This window comes from Sphingobacterium sp. KH_072 (genome assembly GCF_057837975.1).
In genome coordinates, this window is the sequence record NZ_CM174457.1 from 3,209,777 (window position 1) to 3,228,717 (window position 18,941).

At 42.8% G+C, this 18,941-nt stretch carries 16 protein-coding genes; 7 read left to right on the forward strand and 9 right to left on the reverse strand.

The genetic code is table 11. The annotated features are described in order from the left end of the window. Nucleotides 1-12: 12 nt before the first annotated feature. The 3 genes from sucD (at nucleotide 13) to AC3IRT_RS14355 (ending at nucleotide 2,753) form a co-directional block, all read left to right on the forward strand. The gene (sucD, locus tag AC3IRT_RS14345) at nucleotides 13-885 is read left to right on the forward strand and encodes a succinate--CoA ligase subunit alpha (RefSeq protein WP_489393895.1); all 873 of its coding nucleotides are present in this window, start codon (nucleotides 13-15) and stop codon (nucleotides 883-885) included. 82 nt (nucleotides 886-967) lie between these two features. Next, entirely contained in the window at nucleotides 968-2,149 is a 1,182-nt protein-coding gene (locus AC3IRT_RS14350) for a metallophosphoesterase (RefSeq protein WP_489393896.1), read from the forward strand. A gap of 64 nt (nucleotides 2,150-2,213) precedes the next feature. Beyond that, complete coding sequence (locus tag AC3IRT_RS14355) at nucleotides 2,214-2,753, forward strand: GNAT family N-acetyltransferase (protein ID WP_489393897.1); 540 nt, start codon at nucleotides 2,214-2,216, stop codon at nucleotides 2,751-2,753. 152 nt (nucleotides 2,754-2,905) lie between these two features. On the opposite strand, the gene AC3IRT_RS14360 is transcribed toward AC3IRT_RS14355, so the two are convergent. From AC3IRT_RS14360 to thrS, 6 genes are all read right to left on the reverse strand, one after another. Continuing rightward, nucleotides 2,906-4,573 carry an IPT/TIG domain-containing protein gene (locus tag AC3IRT_RS14360; RefSeq protein ID WP_489393898.1) on the reverse strand — a complete coding sequence of 556 codons (1,668 nt, stop codon included), beginning with the start codon at nucleotides 4,571-4,573 and terminating at the stop codon, nucleotides 2,906-2,908. An 11-nt stretch (nucleotides 4,574-4,584) separates the two neighbouring features. Beyond that, nucleotides 4,585-5,325, reverse strand: a complete 741-nt coding sequence (locus AC3IRT_RS14365) for a BT1926 family outer membrane beta-barrel protein (protein ID WP_489393899.1) — start codon at nucleotides 5,323-5,325, stop codon at nucleotides 4,585-4,587. A 274-nt stretch (nucleotides 5,326-5,599) separates the two neighbouring features. After that, the gene (rplT, locus tag AC3IRT_RS14370) at nucleotides 5,600-5,944 is read right to left on the reverse strand and encodes a 50S ribosomal protein L20 (RefSeq protein WP_489393900.1); all 345 of its coding nucleotides are present in this window, start codon (nucleotides 5,942-5,944) and stop codon (nucleotides 5,600-5,602) included. Nucleotides 5,945-6,038: 94 nt separating this feature from the next. Further along, the gene (gene rpmI, locus AC3IRT_RS14375) at nucleotides 6,039-6,239 is read right to left on the reverse strand and encodes a 50S ribosomal protein L35 (protein ID WP_489393901.1); all 201 of its coding nucleotides are present in this window, start codon (nucleotides 6,237-6,239) and stop codon (nucleotides 6,039-6,041) included. Nucleotides 6,240-6,273: 34 nt separating this feature from the next. Then, nucleotides 6,274-6,843, reverse strand: a complete 570-nt coding sequence (infC, locus tag AC3IRT_RS14380) for a translation initiation factor IF-3 (protein WP_489393902.1) — start codon at nucleotides 6,841-6,843, stop codon at nucleotides 6,274-6,276. A gap of 13 nt (nucleotides 6,844-6,856) precedes the next feature. Beyond that, nucleotides 6,857-8,782 carry a threonine--tRNA ligase gene (thrS, locus tag AC3IRT_RS14385; protein ID WP_489393903.1) on the reverse strand — a complete coding sequence of 642 codons (1,926 nt, stop codon included), beginning with the start codon at nucleotides 8,780-8,782 and terminating at the stop codon, nucleotides 6,857-6,859. Between the two features lie 31 nt (nucleotides 8,783-8,813). On the opposite strand from thrS, the gene AC3IRT_RS14390 reads away from it, so the two are divergent. Further along, the gene (locus tag AC3IRT_RS14390) at nucleotides 8,814-9,278 is read left to right on the forward strand and encodes a YnfA family protein (RefSeq protein WP_489393904.1); all 465 of its coding nucleotides are present in this window, start codon (nucleotides 8,814-8,816) and stop codon (nucleotides 9,276-9,278) included. 27 nt (nucleotides 9,279-9,305) lie between these two features. Here AC3IRT_RS14390 and AC3IRT_RS14395 read toward each other — a convergent pair whose 3' ends face one another. Continuing rightward, nucleotides 9,306-11,183 (reverse strand): YfbK domain-containing protein, encoded by a 1,878-nt coding sequence (locus AC3IRT_RS14395; RefSeq protein ID WP_489393905.1) that lies wholly within the window; start codon nucleotides 11,181-11,183, stop codon nucleotides 9,306-9,308. Nucleotides 11,184-11,341: 158 nt separating this feature from the next. Between AC3IRT_RS14395 and AC3IRT_RS14400 the strand changes: the two genes are divergently transcribed. Then, nucleotides 11,342-11,917: an RNA polymerase sigma factor gene (locus AC3IRT_RS14400; protein WP_489393906.1), complete on the forward strand. Its 576-nt coding sequence runs from the start codon at nucleotides 11,342-11,344 to the stop codon at nucleotides 11,915-11,917. Beyond that, nucleotides 11,910-13,169, forward strand: coding sequence for a hypothetical protein (locus AC3IRT_RS14405; protein WP_489393907.1), 1,260 nt, complete (start codon nucleotides 11,910-11,912; stop codon nucleotides 13,167-13,169). Before AC3IRT_RS14400 ends, AC3IRT_RS14405 begins: the two co-directional genes overlap by 8 nt. Before the next feature lie 3 nt (nucleotides 13,170-13,172). On the opposite strand, the gene tsaD is transcribed toward AC3IRT_RS14405, so the two are convergent. Beyond that, nucleotides 13,173-14,177 carry a tRNA (adenosine(37)-N6)-threonylcarbamoyltransferase complex transferase subunit TsaD gene (gene tsaD / locus AC3IRT_RS14410; RefSeq protein WP_489393908.1) on the reverse strand — a complete coding sequence of 335 codons (1,005 nt, stop codon included), beginning with the start codon at nucleotides 14,175-14,177 and terminating at the stop codon, nucleotides 13,173-13,175. Between the two features lie 8 nt (nucleotides 14,178-14,185). Between tsaD and AC3IRT_RS14415 the strand changes: the two genes are divergently transcribed. Next, nucleotides 14,186-18,631: a translocation/assembly module TamB domain-containing protein gene (locus AC3IRT_RS14415; protein WP_489393909.1), complete on the forward strand. Its 4,446-nt coding sequence runs from the start codon at nucleotides 14,186-14,188 to the stop codon at nucleotides 18,629-18,631. Between the two features lie 7 nt (nucleotides 18,632-18,638). Here AC3IRT_RS14415 and AC3IRT_RS14420 read toward each other — a convergent pair whose 3' ends face one another. Next, nucleotides 18,639-18,926 (reverse strand): hypothetical protein, encoded by a 288-nt coding sequence (locus AC3IRT_RS14420; RefSeq protein WP_489393910.1) that lies wholly within the window; start codon nucleotides 18,924-18,926, stop codon nucleotides 18,639-18,641. Nucleotides 18,927-18,941: the final 15 nt, after the last annotated feature.

Genomic DNA, 18,941 nt, shown 5'->3' on the forward strand with positions numbered 1-18,941 from the left:
CAAAACTGAAAAATGAGCGTATTAGTCAATAAAGATTCTAAAGTTATTGTACAGGGGTTCACTGGTAACGAAGGTACGTACCACGCTACTCAAATGATCGAGTACGGAACCAATTTGGTAGGCGGTGTCACTCCAGGAAAAGGCGGACAAAAACACCTTGATCGTCCCGTATTCAACACTGTGCAAGATGCCGTAGATGAGACTGGAGCAAATGTATCTATCATCTTCGTACCTCCTGCGTTCGCAGCAGATGCAATCATGGAAGCTGCAGCTGCTGGTGTTGGCGTTATTGTATGTATTACGGAAGGTATCCCAACGAAAGATATGATTGAAGTAAAATCATACCTAAGTGATAAGAATTCTCGTCTAATCGGACCAAACTGTCCGGGTATTATTACGGCAGAAGAAGCAAAAATAGGCATCATGCCTGGTTTTATCTTCAAAAAAGGGAAAGTAGGTGTGGTTTCTAAATCAGGTACATTAACTTACGAAGCGGTAGATCAAACCGTGAAAGCGGGATTAGGTATCTCAACGGCTATCGGTATCGGTGGCGATCCAATCATTGGTACAACTACTAAAGAAGCGGTAGAATTGTTGATGAACGATCCAGAAACTGAAGGTATCATCATGATTGGTGAAATCGGTGGTGGCATGGAAGCAGAAGCTGCGCTTTGGATTAAAGAGCACGGTACTAAACCTGTTGTTGGCTTTATCGCCGGACAAACTGCGCCTCCGGGACGTCGTATGGGTCATGCTGGAGCGATCGTAGGTGGAGCTGATGATACGGCTGCTGCTAAGATGAAAATCATGGCAGAGTGTGGAATTCGCGTAGTAGAATCTCCTGCTGAAATCGGCATCGCAATTGCGGAAGAATTAGCAAAGTAATCCGCAACCGGATTTTAAAATATAGTAGGAAGCCGAGCATTTGATGTTCGGCTTTTTTTGATCTAGAAAATTATTTATTGTTATGGCCAAACGACTCATACTATTTTTGCTTCTCTTCTTGGTAGTAGATATTTATTATTACCAAGCTATTCTTACAATTACGGAAAATAAGTATATCCTTACAGCGTATTGGGTGGTTGATGTATTGCTTGTCGCAGGCATAATTACCTTATTTATGGCCGGACGGCAACTACGCCATTCGCAGCGTTTGTTAACCGGAATGTTCACGATACTCTTGTCATTGGCGATCCCAAAACTACTAACTACACCACTATTAATCATCGAAGACATAACCCGCCTATTTCGCGGATTTCCAGCTCGTAGCATCTATGTAAGTGAATTGGTCTTGTTTGTGGCCCTGGTTGTATTATTAATCGTCATTTTCGGCTTAACGCGCGGAAGGCACTTTTATCGGGTGCGTAAAGAAACCCTCTATTTTCCGGATTTGCCTGCTGCATTCGACGGATTTACGATTACGCAGATCTCCGACATCCACGTCGGCAGCTTTACGAATAAAAAAGAGGTACAAAAAGGAATTGATCTAGCCAATGCACAGCAAAGTGATCTTTTACTATTTACAGGAGATCTGGTAAATCATGCCGCTTCGGAGATGGATCCTTGGATTTCGGCATTTGCACAGTTGCAGGCTCCGTATGGCAAGTACTCCGTGTTGGGCAACCACGATTACGGGGATTATATACAATGGGAAAGCCAAACAGCAAAAATAGCAAATCTTGAAAGGCTAAAAGTGGTACACCAAGAGATGGGATTTCGGCTGCTGCTAAATCAATCGGATCTGGTTGAAAAAGATGGGGAATCTATTGCTATGATAGGCGTAGAAAACTGGGGCAAGAAGGGCTTTCAACAATATGGTGACTTGCGCAAAGCAACAGCCTCACTCCCAACTAAGGTCTTTAAGGTGCTCATGTCGCACGATCCATCACATTGGGACGTAGTCAGTGTAGATCAAGAACAGCACATACACCTCACGCTAGCTGGACACACGCATGGCATGCAATTTGGCATTGAATTATTTGGGTTCAAGTGGAGTCCGATCCAATATTTCTATAAACGATGGGCTGGATTGTATCAAAGTGAAGGAAAATACTTGTACGTGAATCGCGGCTTTGGTTATCATGGCATGAAAGGCCGCATTGGCGTGTGGCCAGAAATTACGGTTTTGACGTTGAAGCGAAGCTCGTAGTGTAGATTTATAAACTGAATGAAAACTTTTTGTACATTTAAGCAAATAGAAAAAACTTCGCACTATGCATCAATCTTATCACATTGAACAAGTTCTCCAGACCGATAAGGCAATTATTCAAGGCTTAGCTGATCTAACGTTGGATAGCGTGCGGCATGGTGCATCCATTGGCTTTATGAACGATATTACAGCGGAAGATTCCATGCAATTCTGGATGCAAGTCTTGGATATAGTATCTCAAGAAAAGGTGTTGTTGTTGATCGCCCGTGAAACCAGCAGTCATCAGGTAGTTGGAACGGTGCAACTACGGATCGATTTACCCAAAAATCAAACACACAGAGCGGACGTTGCGAAAATGCAGGTGCATTCAAAACATAGGCGAAAAGGAATCGCAGAGCAACTCTTAGCAGACATCGAAAAAATAGCTTTAGCGCGCCATAAAAACATTCTAGTCTTGGATACGGTAACAGGCAGCGCTGCTCAAAGATTGTATCAAAAATGCGGCTGGGTTGAGGCAGGAAACATTCCCGATTATGCCATGTTTCCTAATGGTGAGCTATGCGGTACTACATATTTTTATAAAAAGCTGCAAGATACAAAATAGTTAAAATCCAGATCAGATGCATTGATGAGGCTGCTGAGCTATTTCATTCTCTAGTACCACGCCACTAATATTGATACGATGCACAAAAAAAATCCTTGCTCGTCCGAAAAACAGGACCAAAGCAAGGATTTCATTTTAAACTTTTTACCGAATTACAAAATGGTAAATTCTTCCGAAAAATTTATCGTTTGTCCCTCAACGATAATCGATAAACTCATTTTACCGCGCCCGATATTAGATGGCACGTATACCTCCATCGTTTTGCTGTCAACTATTTGAGGATTAACATAGTTCCATCCGAATGCGACATTATTGTTCCAAGCATTTGCACCGAAACCATTACCGCGAATAGTGACCTTTGTACCCGGAACGCCAGATAAAGGAGATACAGAGGTAACCGATGGACCAATAATTTCCATCTCTCCCGGTACACTCAATCGACCTGAAGGTGTTTCCACTGATATTTTCAACTTGCCCAAATCAACACCTGAAGGTACTGGAACAATCAATTTGGTAGCTGAATTGGCAATACCAGAAGTACTTCTACTACCGAAATAGACCGTGTAGTATTCTCCTGCAATAAAATTGCCCGAGATCTCTACATTGTTGCCAACAGCAGCGATAGCCGGTTGAAAACTACTGACATTATATCCAATTACCTTCAATTTTGTTGGAGACTGAATTTCGTGTGGACCAACTTTAAAGTAAACGTCATACTCGCCCAATGCAGTATTCGCAGGAACGGTAAAAGACACCTCGCGATTATACCAAGATACATCTGCATAAGATCCCGATCCAATTTTCACTTGTGGTCTTCCAACTTGACCATTATTATTTACAATAGCTGAACTATTTAGCTGCATGGTCACCTGTCTTCCAGCAAAGACTGAATTGTTAGTAAATGACACGATTTGCGGTGGAGTCACCACAAATTGACCTGGAAGATCAAAGTTCTTTCCGTTTAACATCACGGTAATGGACGACTTTTCGTCCACATTAAACGGAACGGCAAATCGATTATAACTATTATAATTGAGCGGTATATTCACGCCACTCATCCAAACATTTAGCACCGTCATACTATTGTAGTAATCAGGTAAGTTATCACCAGTCAACGTGACTATGGTGCCGACTGGACCGCTTTCCGGTGAGAAGCCTGTGTATTTCGCTTGTAGCGTTAGGCCTTGAAAATAATTTGCAGTCGTAGCTCCCAAATTTACGGTAACTGGCAAAATAGTACCATGACTACCCGTAATACCCGACGGGATAATCGCTGTAATAACCGTGTCTGATGCTCCTAAAACCTCAGCCGGGCGTTGGCCGATCAGTACTACTGTCCGCAAAATATTGGGAGAAAAGAATTTGCCATTAATACGAATCGTATCACCAGCACTAGCTTGAGAAGGGAAAATCTTTCCAGCAGTTGGAACAGGAAGTGCTGCATTCATTGTTGCACCATATACAGTACCGCGCTCATCTGCAATGTAACTACGTACAAAAAGCGTATTTTGATAATTGCTCGCACTCTTTTGCACTAGATCATCCACTGTAGTTGAAAATTCACCTAAGTTGACTGCTTCTCCTAACGAAATTTTAGTACCAGTTGTCTCATCCAAATTTTGTGTATAACCGTAGACAAACCCATGATCTACAATTTTGTTTGACCCAAAGCCGCTAATATTCCCTTTAAAAGTAGCTCCGGTTGTTGAAGGAGCGGTGATAGATATCGTTTGAATTTCCGGCGCAGAGGTAATGTCTTTTTCACAACTACTTAGTAAAAAGGCGAAGGCCGATAAAATTATTAATATGCTGTTTTTCATAATAGAAGTTTTTAAAAGGTATAACCGATCCTAATTCCATTCATTAGGGAGGTTTTAAAAGTGGTAACCGAACTATTGCTCACCAAGTCCACAATACCACCATTCTCTCCTATACTTTCCACAGTAGGTGTTTTGTATTTAAGTCGATTATATCCAACGTTAAATTCATAGCCGACAAAAAAGTTTTTGGCCATATAGAAGTCGAAACCAGCAATAGCTACTGCGCCGAATCGGGTATAACCATTTGGAATCAATTGTCCTCTTCCAATTGGAAAGTTGGGATTAAAGGACATATCAAGCAAGCCATTATCAACTTCAAACGTTGTCGCATTGGTGGTTACTTTTTGGTTAGAGCTCTGCATGCCCCAGCTCAAATCTGCGCCAATATAAGGTGATAGCCTTTCCGTACCTCGGAAATGCTTCTCAATACCGATCGTAAAATCAGCCGTACTTTGCTTATTTGCAGTAGAAATGAAATAACTTTCAGCAGAATATGGTGCTCCACTGCTCCAAGTAGAATCGATTACACTGATCCCAACACCTAATCGAAGTGCTAGATCATCTTGGATAAAGTATCGAACTTTTACTTGGTTCAACGCATTGTTCAAACTCAGGTGAGCTTTGAAGGGATTAATGTTGAGCTCCGTAGAAAAATTTCCCTTTCTCGACTTTAAACCACCTTCATCGTGATTCTGTGCAAAACCCCATTGCACAAATAATCCCGCGAATAAAATCGCGATTTTTGTTTTCATAGTTAAATTGATTTGGTGCGCAAATATAGATTTTGTTCCGCTATTTTTCTATAATTACGGAAAATATATCTGTCCTTGTAGCTTGACCGCTAACATTCATCTTTTCATGTGGAGAAGAGATATTTTTAGTTATCACTAGAGCATAATAAGATGTTCTATTACTATTTTACGGATTCTCATGCGCATTACATCTAACTACACAGTATGAAGCAAAAAAAGGAACCCGAAGGTTCCTTTTTCATATCTCTAACAAATTGATATCGGGTTTAAAACTCTATTTTACTGCGTCTACAACGGCTTTGAAAGCTTCCGGATGGTTCAATGCTAAGTCAGCCAATACCTTACGGTTCAAGGCAATGTTCTTAACACTTAATTTACCGATTAGTTGAGAATACGAGATACCGTGTTGACGGGCACCCGCATTGATACGCTGGATCCATAAAGCTCTGAACTCGCGTTTTTTGGTTTTACGGTCACGGTAAGCGTACTGTAAACCTTTTTCAATTGTATTTTTAGCAATAGTATAAACCTTGCTACGTGAACCGAAATAGCCTTTGGCCATTTTCATGATTCTTTTTCTTCTTCTTCTGGAAGCTACTGCGTTAACCGAACGTGGCATAATGTTGAAAATTTAATTTGGTATAAGGCGTTGCGTTTTTCAGCAATCTTACAACCTGTTACCTGGTTAAAAAAATGTATTAAATGAATTGGACTTATTTACCGATAGCAAGCATGCGTTTCACATTGCCCATATCAGCATCACTAACATAACTAGTTTGTGTCAAGTTACGTTTTTGTTTAGTCGTTTTCTTGGTCAAGATGTGGCTTTTGTAAGCACTTTTTCTTGCAATTTTACCTGTTCCAGTTAGCTTGAAGCGTTTCTTTGCGCTGGAATTGGTTTTTACTTTTGGCATAATATTATAAATTATATATCAATCTGTTAGATGTTTATTTTTTAGCCACTACCTTAGGCGCCAAGGTCAAGAACATACGCTTACCTTCCAATTTAGGCAGCAATTCTACTTTACCATAGTCTTCTAATGCTTGTGCGAAGCGGAGCAATAAGATCTCACCTTGTTCCTTAAACACAATCGCACGACCTTTGAAGTGTACATAAGCGCGTACTTTCTCGCCACTTTCTAGGAACTTCATCGCATGTTTCAATTTAAAATCAAAATCATGGTCGCTGGTGTTGGGTCCAAAACGGATCTCTTTGATCACAGTTTGTTTGGCATTGGACTTTATTTCCTTTTGTTTTTTCTTTTGCTCGTAAACGAATTTACTATAGTCAATGATCTTACAAACCGGAGGCGTCGCATTTGGAGAGATCTCCACCAAATCCAACTCCAACTCATCAGCAAATTCTACTGCTTTGCGAGTTGGGTAAATCCCAGGCTCGATATTATCACCGACTAAACGTACCTCTGGTACGCGGATGTTTTCATTGATGCGGTGTTCAGGTTCCTTCTTACGGATTGGCCCTCTACCTCTACTACCAAAATTGCTACTTTTTGCCAAATGCTTATATTATTTAAACCGTTATTTCTTTAATTAATAATTCTTTGAATGCTTCTGAGGTCATTGAACCCAGATCGACTGACCCATGCTTACGAACAGATACCGTGCCACTTTCGATCTCTTTATCCCCTATAATCAACATATAAGGTAGTTTTTTCATCTCTGCATCACGGATTTTACGACCTACCTTCTCATCACGCAAGTCAATCAGTCCGCGAATATCGGAATTATTTAGTGAATTTAAAACATTTTGCGCGTATTCCTCGTATTTTTCGGATACTGGCAAGATGATAAATTGCTCAGGAGCAAGCCATAACGGGAATTGACCGGCACAGTGCTCTATAAGCACAGCCACGAAACGTTCTAACGAACCAAAAGGCGCGCGGTGAATCATCACTGGACGATGTTTCTGGTTGTCACTTCCTGTATATTCCAACTCAAAACGCTCTGGCAAATTGTAATCCACTTGGATCGTACCCAACTGCCATTTACGTCCCAATGCATCCTTCACCATGAAATCCAATTTCGGGCCGTAGAATGCTGCTTCACCATATTCTATTACCGAAGGCAGTCCTTTTTCAGCAGTGGCCTCAATGATCGCCTGTTCTGCCAAAGTCCAGTTTTCTTCTGTACCGATGTACTTGGTTTTATTATTTGGATCACGCAGCGATATTTGCGCGGTATAATCCTCGAAACCTAAAGCCCCAAAGACATATAAAACCAAATCGATTACTTTTTTGAACTCTTCTTTTACCTGATCTGGGCGACAGAATAAGTGCGCATCATCTTGTGTAAACCCACGTACACGAGTTAAGCCGTGTAATTCGCCCGATTGCTCATAGCGATATACTGTTCCGAATTCTGCAAAACGTACTGGCAAATCTTTGTATGACCGCGGTTTTGTTTTGTAGATCTCGCAGTGATGCGGGCAGTTCATTGGTTTTAGGAAGAACTCCTCTCCTTCCACCGGCGTTTTGATCGGTTGGAAAGCATCTTCGCCATATTTCTCATAGTGACCAGAAGTCACATACAATTGTTTGTGTCCAATATGTGGTGTTACTACCGGCTCATAACCTGCCTTCAGTTGCGCTTTTTGCAGGAAATCCATCAGTTTTTGACGCAGAGCAGCACCTTTTGGCAACCACAATGGTAAGCCCATTCCGACCTTCTCAGAAAAGGCAAATAGCTCCAATTCTTTACCCAACTTACGGTGATCCCGTTTCTTCGCCTCTTCGATCATTTTCAGGTAATCGGTCAGCTCCGAGGCTTTCGGAAAAGTAACGCCGTAAATACGTGTCAATTGCTTGCGCGACTCATCGCCACGCCAGTAAGCACCTGCCACATTCGTCAGCTTAATCGCCTTGATCACACCCGTTTGTGGGATATGTGGACCACGACATAGATCGGTGAATTGCCCTTGCGAATAAAAAGTGATCTTGCCATCTTCCAGATCCTTGATCAGATCTAATTTATACTCATCTCCTTTTTCTTCGAAGTAAGCCGTTGCTTCTGCTTTGGAAACCGCGCGACGCTCAAAAACTTCTTTTTGCTTCGCTAATTCCAACATTTTGTCTTCGACTTTCTTGAAGTCGTCGGACGAGAATTCCTGATCACCAAAATCAACGTCGTAGTAGAATCCCGTTTGGATGGCAGGGCCAATACCAAACTTAATCCCCGGATAAAGCGCCTCTAACGCTTCGGCCAACAAGTGGGCAGAAGAGTGCCAGAATGTAGATTTGCCTTGCTCATCGTTCCAAGTAAGGAGTTTTACTTTCGCATCTTGCTCAATGGCGCGAGATGCATCCCATACTTCGCCATCTACTTCGGCAGCCAATACATTTCTGGCCAGACCTTCGGAAATAGACAAGGCGATCTGCATCGCAGTTACGCCCGATTCATACGCACGGACAGAGCCGTCAGGAAGTGTAATGTTAATCATAGTACAACTTATGATTTTAGATTATAAAAAAATGTTTGATAATACTCTTGAAGGCACAACATACCACGTTGGCATACTTCAAAAGCGTGATTCATTCTTTGGAAAATCCCATTCCAAAGTGCCACAAATGTCCGAAAAAAAATCAAAAAACCGACTATCTTTGAGTGATATGGATCTAAAATCAATACCAATATTTCTGTTGGCCGGCTTGTGTGAGATCGGTGGCGGTTACTTAATATGGTTATGGCTCCGAGCCGACAAACCTTGGTGGTTTGCGGTATTCGGAGTCATTATTCTTGCTTTTTATGGTGTCGTCGCGACTTGGCAATCGGCAGATTTCGCACGCGTGTACGCCACATACGGCGGCATATTTATCGTTTTATCCATCATTTGGGCCATAATTTTTGATGACTTTACACCCGATAGATACGATATCCTTGGCGCAATAATAGCCCTAATCGGCGTTTGTATCATCTATTATGCCCCACGGTCATAATAGATGATGCTGAATACGCATCGGATGTTAGCGATCCGCTTTATACAAAGCTTGTGCATCTTGCGCTAATCGTACAAACTCCGCTCGGTATCCTTCTTCATCCTTGCCGCGAGATTCTTTTGCTCGCGCAATCAATTGATCGAAATTAGCCTGTTGTTTGTAATCCGAGTTTCGAATCAACATACCCAATTCCGCTACTGCGGTAGCAAAACGTAGATCTTGGGACATTTGTGCTAGTGGCGTCACTTTGGGATTCACCACGTGAGTAGTTAGCTTACTGACATCGCTATCCGGCTCTTTGTACCGAAACTTCACCGTCGCCAACTCTTTTTTATTAACCGTAGATTTCGGCTTAATGTCTTCCTGATATTTCAAATCATCCACAGCTCCATCAAAATTACTTTTTACACCTTGTGGAATAATCTCGTATAAAGCCGTGACCGTATGCCCAACTCCCATATCGCCGCCCAGCTTTTCATCGTTATTGAAATCTTCCGCTTCGAGCAAATTGTGCTCATACCCCACCAAACGGTATGACTGTACAAAATGCGGATTGAACTCCACTTGGATCTTCACATCTTTGGCCACGGTAAATAAGCTAGCACCAAATTCGGTCACGATCGCTTTTCGCGCTTCCGAAATATTATCGATATACGCATAATTTCCGTGACCTTTATTGGCCAGCAGCTCTAACTTACTATCTTTATAATTGCCCATTCCATAGCCCAAGATAGAGATGTAAATGCCATCATTACGCTCTTTCACGATCAAGGTTTCCATATCTTCATCGCTAGATGCATCCACATTAAAATCACCATCTGTCGCCATGATGATCCGATTGTTGCCCGCTTTTACAAAGTGAGCACGCGCCATCTGATAAGCTTTGGTCATGCCAGCACCTCCAGCAGTAGCTCCCGACGCTTGCAAAGCATCCAATGCATCTTTAATTTTTCTTTTTTCTTTTCCAGATGTACTTTCCAAAGCAACTCCTGCCGAACCTGCATACGTTACAATCGCCACGCGGTCTTCATCACGCAATTGATCAACTAACATCTTATAAGAACTTTTTACTAGCGGCAACTTGTTCGTACTGCTCATCGATCCTGATACATCAATCAGAAAGACAAAGTTGGCAGCAGGCAGCTTTGCACTCGGTATATCCTTCGCCTTAAGCGATACGCGTAGCAGTTGATGCTGCGTATTCCATGGCGCTTGGGTCAGTTCTGTCACTACACGAACGGGATCACCATTAGTTGGGCTCGCCAAGTCATAAGTAAAATAGTTAATCATCTCTTCTACCCGAACGGCATCTGGAGTCGGCAGTTGACCTTGATGTAGAAAACGACGCACGTTGCTGTAAGATGCGGCATCTACATCGGCTGCAAAAGTCGATAACGGCTCTACGTTGGTTCGCACAAATTTATTTTCCTGTATTTTTTTATAACTTTCCGAGGAATTCATGGTGGCGGAGCGATACATTGGCCGCACATGCATTCCGCCCACATACGCCATCGTAGATTCCACGCGTTTTGGAGCAAACTCACCAACAGGTATTTCGTTTGATACGCGCTGGTCTTGACGAACCACCACAGAATTGAAGTCAAGTTCTGCTTCCATTTGCAAGACCACATTAATCTGTACTTCTTGCCCGACGACGCGCTCTACAGACGTAAAACCGACCAATGAAAAGACCAATACTTGTCCTGATTCTGCATTAATCTGGTAATAACCTTGCTCATCTGTCTTGGTTTGCATCGCCTTCCCTTTCACCTCGACGGATACCCCGCCAATCGGCGTTCCAGAACTGCTCTCCCGAACATAACCGACAATACTTTTCGCCATACTTACGTGAGCACTTAGGAGGATGATAAACATCCACACGCTTTTTAATGTATTTACTTTCATAGTCTTCATTTTTTGATTTGTTCTATTTCGTTTAAAACTCAGTTGATAATCATTTGCATATCGACCTAATGCTAGCTGCTTTTATTGCATTTGTACAAGGGATGCAAAGCATCTTGCATTTCCATAACTGGATAAAAAAAATTATTTTGTGAAACAGAATGAAGCTATTCAAATCATCAAAGCGCGACGAGACATCCGACGAATTATTGCTTTCACAATACCAAGAAAGCAAAGATTTGGACTTATTGGGCGATGTATACCAACGCCATACAGAGATGATTTACTATGTATGTTTCCGGTATTTTAAGGATAGTGAACGCAGTAAGGACGCGGTGATGCAGATTTTTGAAGAGTTGATTCACAAAATAGATCGGCAGGAGGTCAAAAATTTTCAGAAGTGGATCTATGTCGTAGCGAAGAACCATTGCTTGATGGCACTACGTGCGGATAAAACCAGAAATATAGATTTTGTGGAAAATTTTGTGGAATTTTCCGTTGCTCCGCATCCGGAAGAAGATTATGCAACAAAAGAAGATCGTCTACAAGCTATGGAACGCTGCATAGAGAAGTTACCGGAAAAACAGAAAATCGCGGTACAACTCTTCTTCTTGGAAGAAAAGTGTTATAAAGACATCACGATCTTGACCGGATATAGTATAGACGGCGTGAAGAGCTACATACAAAACGGTAAAAGGAATTTGAAGCAGTGTATAGAAAGGGAGCAGGATGTATAATAGGCCAGATATAGCGTTATTACGTCGTTACGTTCGAGGTGAATTATCGCCCCAGCAGATGTATGAAGTAGAAAAGGCTGCGGAGGCAGATGAATCGCTGATGGATGTGCTAATCGGGATGGAAGCCGAATATACGCAAGGCGCACACGGTGACGTGATGCCCGAACTTCGACAGCGCATCCAGCAACGAAGTAAGATGCCGCCGCGTCATACGCAAATAATTTCATATCGATGGATCGGACTAGCCGCTTCTTTGTTGGTCGTGCTTGGCATTGGTATCTATGTTGTGTTGCAACCAGAAAGCGTAGAGCAACAAATCGCGCAACATATTCCTATAAGCGAGCCTTCGAGCACGATGCCCGAAACGGCTTCCCCTTCATCGGACGATAATACCATGGTGGAGCGTGAAGAAACAGTACAACCGAAAGAAGATCACGAAAAAAAACTGGCTTACAGTAACGTAGAAGCGTCCGCCTCCAATCGCCTAAAGAATTCAGACGCGGCGCGGCAAGCAGCACTGGATACCATTCCAATTCAGATCATCCCATCTAACGCGGAGGAATTGGTATCGATGAGCTTGCGTAACGATAGGCCAACAATAGCATCGCGCAACAGCGCTTCGCCACCAACGCAAGATAGAATAAGTATGCTGTCGGCGCGTTCAGGACGACCAATGAGGCAATCCAACGATCTGCAATCCGTATCCTTACAAGATGTAAAATCGATCACAACAGGGATAATCATTGACAATCAAACGCAAAAACCTATTGCGGGAGCAATGATACGAGATCGGGAAATGAATACGTTGGCCAAGACTGATTCTACTGGACGGTTTATTGTAGGATCGACTAACGAAAAACCCATACTGACGATTCAGTCAGATGGTTTTGAAACGGCCGATCATGTGGCAGAAGGCGCCATGCGTATCGCACTGAAACGCGCGCCAAACAAGGCAACTACAGAACCTAGAAATACGAGTAGCGTCTTAGTAAAGCGCCTAAAAAGTCGTCCAGCAATAGGATCGCAAGCTTACCAATTGTATGCAAATAATTTGGCCAAAGCCAGCGCGCTTGGTGCTGGTGAAGTGACGTTGCTATTCGCCATTAATACGCAGGGCAGGCCGACAGATATTACCATAAAAAAGAGTGGTGGCAAAAAGCGTGATAAAGAAGCCATCAAGATCCTCAAGAATGGACCAAACTGGATAAAGGGAACTGACGATGAGCTGGCCGAGTGGACAGTTCAGTTCTAAACTTTATCCAACTGCCATTCGCGCCATCGGCGTGATATCTTGGCCGACAAATTCCCCTTTCTGAAATTTATGATAGCCAGCAATGGCAATCATGGCAGCATTGTCGGTACAGTACTCAAATTTAGGGATAAAAACAGCTGCACGCAGCTGCTCGCCTAGTGCCATCAATTGTGTGCGCAATCCAGAGTTGGCAGATACGCCACCCGCAATAGCGATTTGGCGAACGCCAGTCTGTTTGACCGCTTTTTTGAGCTTATTCAATAAGATGGAAACAATGCGATCCTGCACACTAGCACAAAGATCGGCCATGCGAGAATTTAAAAATTCAGGATCTTGACGCATTTCACGCTGTACTAAGTACAAAATAGCCGTTTTTAAACCTGAAAAGCTGAAATTTAGGCCAGCAATTTGTGGTTCTGGCAATGCGAATGCTCGTGGATCACCAGTAGCTGCATATTTATCAACTAATGGCCCTCCAGGATAAGGTAATCCCAAGATCTTCGCTGTTTTGTCAAAAGCTTCGCCTGCGGCATCATCTAAGGTTTCGCCGATCAGCTCCATCTCAAAATAATCCTTGACCAACACAATTTGCGTATGCCCACCAGAAACGGTAAGGCATAAGAAGGGAAATTGCGGTCGCGGATCTTCAATAAAATGTGCTAGGATATGCGCTTGCATGTGGTTGATATCCAATAGCGGAATATTGCGCGCTAAAGCGAAGGATTTAGCAAAAGATGTACCAACGAGTAAAGAGCCTAACAATCCTGGACCACGTGTAAAAGCAACAGCATCAATATCTTCCTTGGTGATGTTAGCCTGCTTGATAGCATCGTGTACCGTCGGGATAATATTCTGCTGATGCGCTCTAGAAGCAGCTTCAGGCACTACGCCACCATACTTCGCATGCACGAGTTGGTTCGCAATAATATTTGACTTAATTTTGCCATCTATACAGATAGATGCAGAGGTCTCGTCGCAGGAAGATTCTATACCAAGGATGACAGTCATAGCAGGAGTTGCACTTATTATTTTACAAAATTATCAAAAAAATAATTAAAATAATCGCCTATGTCTTGGTCACCGTTGTGGTGAGTGTTGGGATATTTGCGTTATCGCTACAATTTCCATCTGTACAAACCTATGTAGCGAAGAAAGCCGCACGTTATCTTTCTAAGGAATTGAATGCCAACGTCACTTTATCGGCTATCTATGTCAAACCTTTTTCGGCGCTCATTCTACACGATTTTACATTGGATGATCCGGCAGGCAACCGCATCGGTTCCAGCAAGCGACTGTTTGTCGGCCTATCTCTTTCTGGCCTTGCTCAAAGTAAATTAGACATCCAAGACATTCGGCTTACCGAAGCTTATGTAAACTATACCTTATATAAGGATAGCTCGAATTTCGACTTCTTGATCGATTATTTCTCACCGAAGAAAAAAACAGGCAAGAAGCCTAAAAAGAGCATGGAGCTAACATTGGGGCGCATTGAATTGACCGATTGCCACTTTCAATTCACTGATGCGACCAAAAAGCATCATGAGAAAGGCATTGATTTCTCCAATATGGAGCTCACAGAATTTTCGGGTGTTTTCGATAATATCTCCCTCGATACGGCGGCTAGACATGCGGACATTAAACAACTGAGCTTTCGAGAAAAATCCGGCTTTCATCTCCAAGAATTGAGCGCTTCTGCCACATTAGAACCACAAGCAATCATTTTCGATGACCTATTACTGCAAACCAACCGTTCGTTACTGACGAATTTCTTGCGATTTGATTATGAGAAGTTGGACGATTTTGAAGATTTTTTGGATAAGGTGAAGGTAACCGCTCGCATCGAGAATGCTACCGTAGATTCGAAAGATATTGAATTTTTCGCACCAGACATGCGCTTTGTCCAATTTCGCACATCTGTAAAATCGGCATCGCTTGACGGTACCATCGCTGCCATGCAAGCTCGTAATGTTTCTCTAAGCACAAAACGAAACACCTCTTTAAAAGGAGAGTTTCGGGTGACTGGCCTACCAGACATCGAACGCACCATCTTTGACTTCTCACAAATTTCTTTACAATCGCAGGCAGAAGATGTTACCGAATTAGTACGCGAATTATCCAACGATCTGAAATTTGCCCTTCCAGATCAATTGAGCAAGTTAGGCACGCTTGCTTTCGATGGCAGTTTTAAAGGTTTGTACGATGATTTTGCAGTAGATGGAAAGTTTAAGACTGATATTGGTGAGGTACAGACACGCACATCCATTACCATTGGCCCTGAATTAGTTTATAGCGGACGCGTAACTTCGTCGTCTTTTGACATTGGCGCGCTCACCGATAGCAATCTGTTAGGAAAAACAGGGATGCAGCTAGAGTTTAAGGGGCGAAACACCGATTTGGCAAAGTTGGATATCACGGTAGATGGAAGCCTCCAACAATTTGAAATGCAAAAATACGCGCTACGCGAAATGCATTTTCAAGCTAGCTTGAAAAATGAACTCTTGCAATTAAATGGAAAAGTAGACGATGAGGAAGCTACATTAGATTATGATGCGGCCATTGATTTCTCCCAAAAAACACCGAATTATCAACTCACTTCGCACATCGATCGCTTAAATCTTTCTGCGCTAAATCTATTGCAAAAAGACAGTGTGATCGTAGAAAACACCGATGTAGAAGCCGACTTCGTGGGTAATGACATCAATAATCTGTCGGGATATCTTGCTTCGCAAGATATCAACTTGCACACTTTAGCCGGTGTATTTGAAATAAAGGATTTCCGATTTGAATCATCTGGCGATCAGCTCAATCGACAGCTTCGCTTGCAATCCAACGTGTTGGATGCGGATATGACCGGCACGATCGATCTTAATACGATTGAAGCCTATTTTCAATCATTAGCTGTGCAATATGCTCCCGCAATAGGTTTGGAAAAAAAGCCTTTCAATGATCAGAATTTCGACTTAAAGGTAGCGGTAAAATCATTTGAACCCGTATCTGCTTTCTTGGATGTACCATTGGAATTTGATGAAGGAGCTACCTTAGAAGCCAATTTTTCCTCGGATAATTATATCGGCAACTTTGTATTTGCTAGTCCACACGTATCGTATAATAATATTAAACTGAGCAATCTGCGCGTAGAAGAACATACCGATGCGAAGAATTTCTCACTTCGCCTATTAGCAGATCGTTTCTCTATTTCTGATAGCATTTTCGTCAACAAAGTGGCTATTGAGAATATTCTGACCAATGATAGCCTGACCTTCGCGATTCATGCAGCAGAAGATCAGGCGTCGGATCGACTAAGACTGCACGGACATATACATTTTGAGCACAACCAACCTGCTTATATACATTTCAATGAATCGACCATTGTACTCAACAACGAACCTTGGGAGATTCAGTCCGACACAGAAATTCGGGTATCAAAAGGTAAGTTGTACTTCGAAAAATTCCGTTTTGCGCAAAACAACGAAAATATAGAATTCAATGGTATTTTGTCTAATGAAGAAGAAGATTTACGCATCAGTTTCAACCGTTTTGGGCTGAAATCCTTGGAAGCCATTACCAATCCACTAGGCATTCATCTTCGTGGCGAGGTAAATGGTGAAGTAATTATTACTTCGGTGTTGCAGTCGCCGCGTTTCAGAGCGAGCATCACGACGACACCGATCGTGTACAATACCATCCCGATCGGACAATTGAATTTTGATGCCAATTTCAATCCCAGCACCAAACTGGTCGACGTCAAGATCAATCTACTAGATGCGCTACGCCGTGGTTTCCAGTTGGAAGGAACGTATAATTTGGCCGATACCGAGAATGCCTTACAGTTGCGCGGTGAGATCCGCGAGATAGAATTAGTATTGTTTCAACCTTTCTTGAAAGAACTAGTGAGTGGATTGGATGGAAAAAGCAGTGCCGACATCCGCATTGGTGGAACTTTTGCTGCGCCGAAAATTTCGGGAACAGCAGAGATTCAGCAAGCGAGCTTTACGGTTATGTACCTCAACACGCCGCACCACCTGTCGCAACAATCTCTAATGGTGGAGAATAATGTCGTGCGATTTGATAATCTACGCTTATTTGACACACAACAACATGAAGCCGCAGCGTCGGGCTATTTGGATCTCAACCAACTGAGCGACCCTGATATTCAGGTGGAAGCGCGTGCCAACAATTTCCACGTTTTAAATACCACCTACAAGGAAAACAACATGTATTATGGTACGGCCTACGCTACCGGTATTTTCAAATTTGCAGGCAGAACATCGAATCTCAACATCGACATTAACGCATCTTCCAATGCCAATACGGTGATGACTATTCCGCTGGATGCAGCCATGACCATCTCAGACAGCGACTTTATCTACATGGTAGAGGCCGATGACAAAAAGACAACGGTACAAAAGAACCAGTACTTTTTCCAAGGTTTGACGATGAATATGGATCTTAACATCACCCCAGATGCAGAAGTCAACTTACAAACGGATATTGGCTCACTACGTGGCACGGGCGACGGGGAAGTAAGTCTGAAAATATCGAGTAGAGGTGATTTTGAGATGTTTGGTGACTACAGCGTCAATTCAGGCAAGTTCCATTTTGTGGCGCAGGATTTTATCAACAAGTATTTTGACATCAAGCAAGGTGGCACCATTCGTTGGACAGGTGATCCAGCACAAGCGCAATTGGATATCACGGCGCTCTACCAACAGCGCACTTCTTTAGGAGCTTTGTACGATGCCGCCGGAAGAGAGCGCAATGAAGAACGTGTATTGGCGCAGGCCGATATGATTATCCGCGGTACGCTGAGCAGTCCAGACATTACATTTGACTTGAGCTTTCCGCTTACGCCATACGTGAAAGATGAGTTGCAGGCGTATTTTAGTGATGCCAACAATATCAATCAGCAAGCGTTGAGCTTAATCGTTCGACGCAGTTTTACCGCCACCAGTACGAGTAATGAATTTGGTAGAGAGGTGAATAACACATTGCTTTCGGCAGGTACAGAATTCGCATTCAACCAATTAAATGCGATCATCTCTCAATCATTGAACGTGAATTTCTTAGATCTGAATATTCGTTCGTTGAATGATGCTTCAGCATCGTTGCGTTTGTTTGATGATCGATTGATATTGACGGGAGGAGTCAGCGATCGGCGCAATCTACAAACTACCGACTTAGCACTATTTTCTGCGCGTGTGGCTACCGATGCCGAATTGACCTATCGCATTCGCCGAGATGGCAGTTTGATGTTTAGAGCATACAACCGTCTGAATACGCGAAACATCTTATTTACTCCGACGGATGACTATATTAATGCGGTAGGATTGGTATATCGCAAAGAATTCAACACATTTCATCAGTTCTTCAAACAGCTTTGGACGTTCAAAAAGAAAGAAGAAGAGACGATTGATCTGACCGTACCACGCGATACCACAGCAACGCCCGTGACGTCCAACTAAATTTCGTTTACAAGAACGAAATCACTAATTCTTCCCATTCTTGCTCCAGCGATCCTGCGTACGACGGCTGCTTTGCGCGATCGTACCAGTAATTGGCATTCCATTGGTCGCCTTCTACACGATGTAAATAAGCATGTACATGTGCAGATTCGCGATCGCTAAGCTGATCTACGAGATCATGAGCGGTGCGCCAGTCGCCTTTACCATCGTACCAAAGTGCTTTCAATGGCGCCGACCAAGCATTTGACGGCGCAGTTTCTGCTAAGCTATGTTTAAATTCGGTCAATGTTTTCATCGTTAGATACGTCGT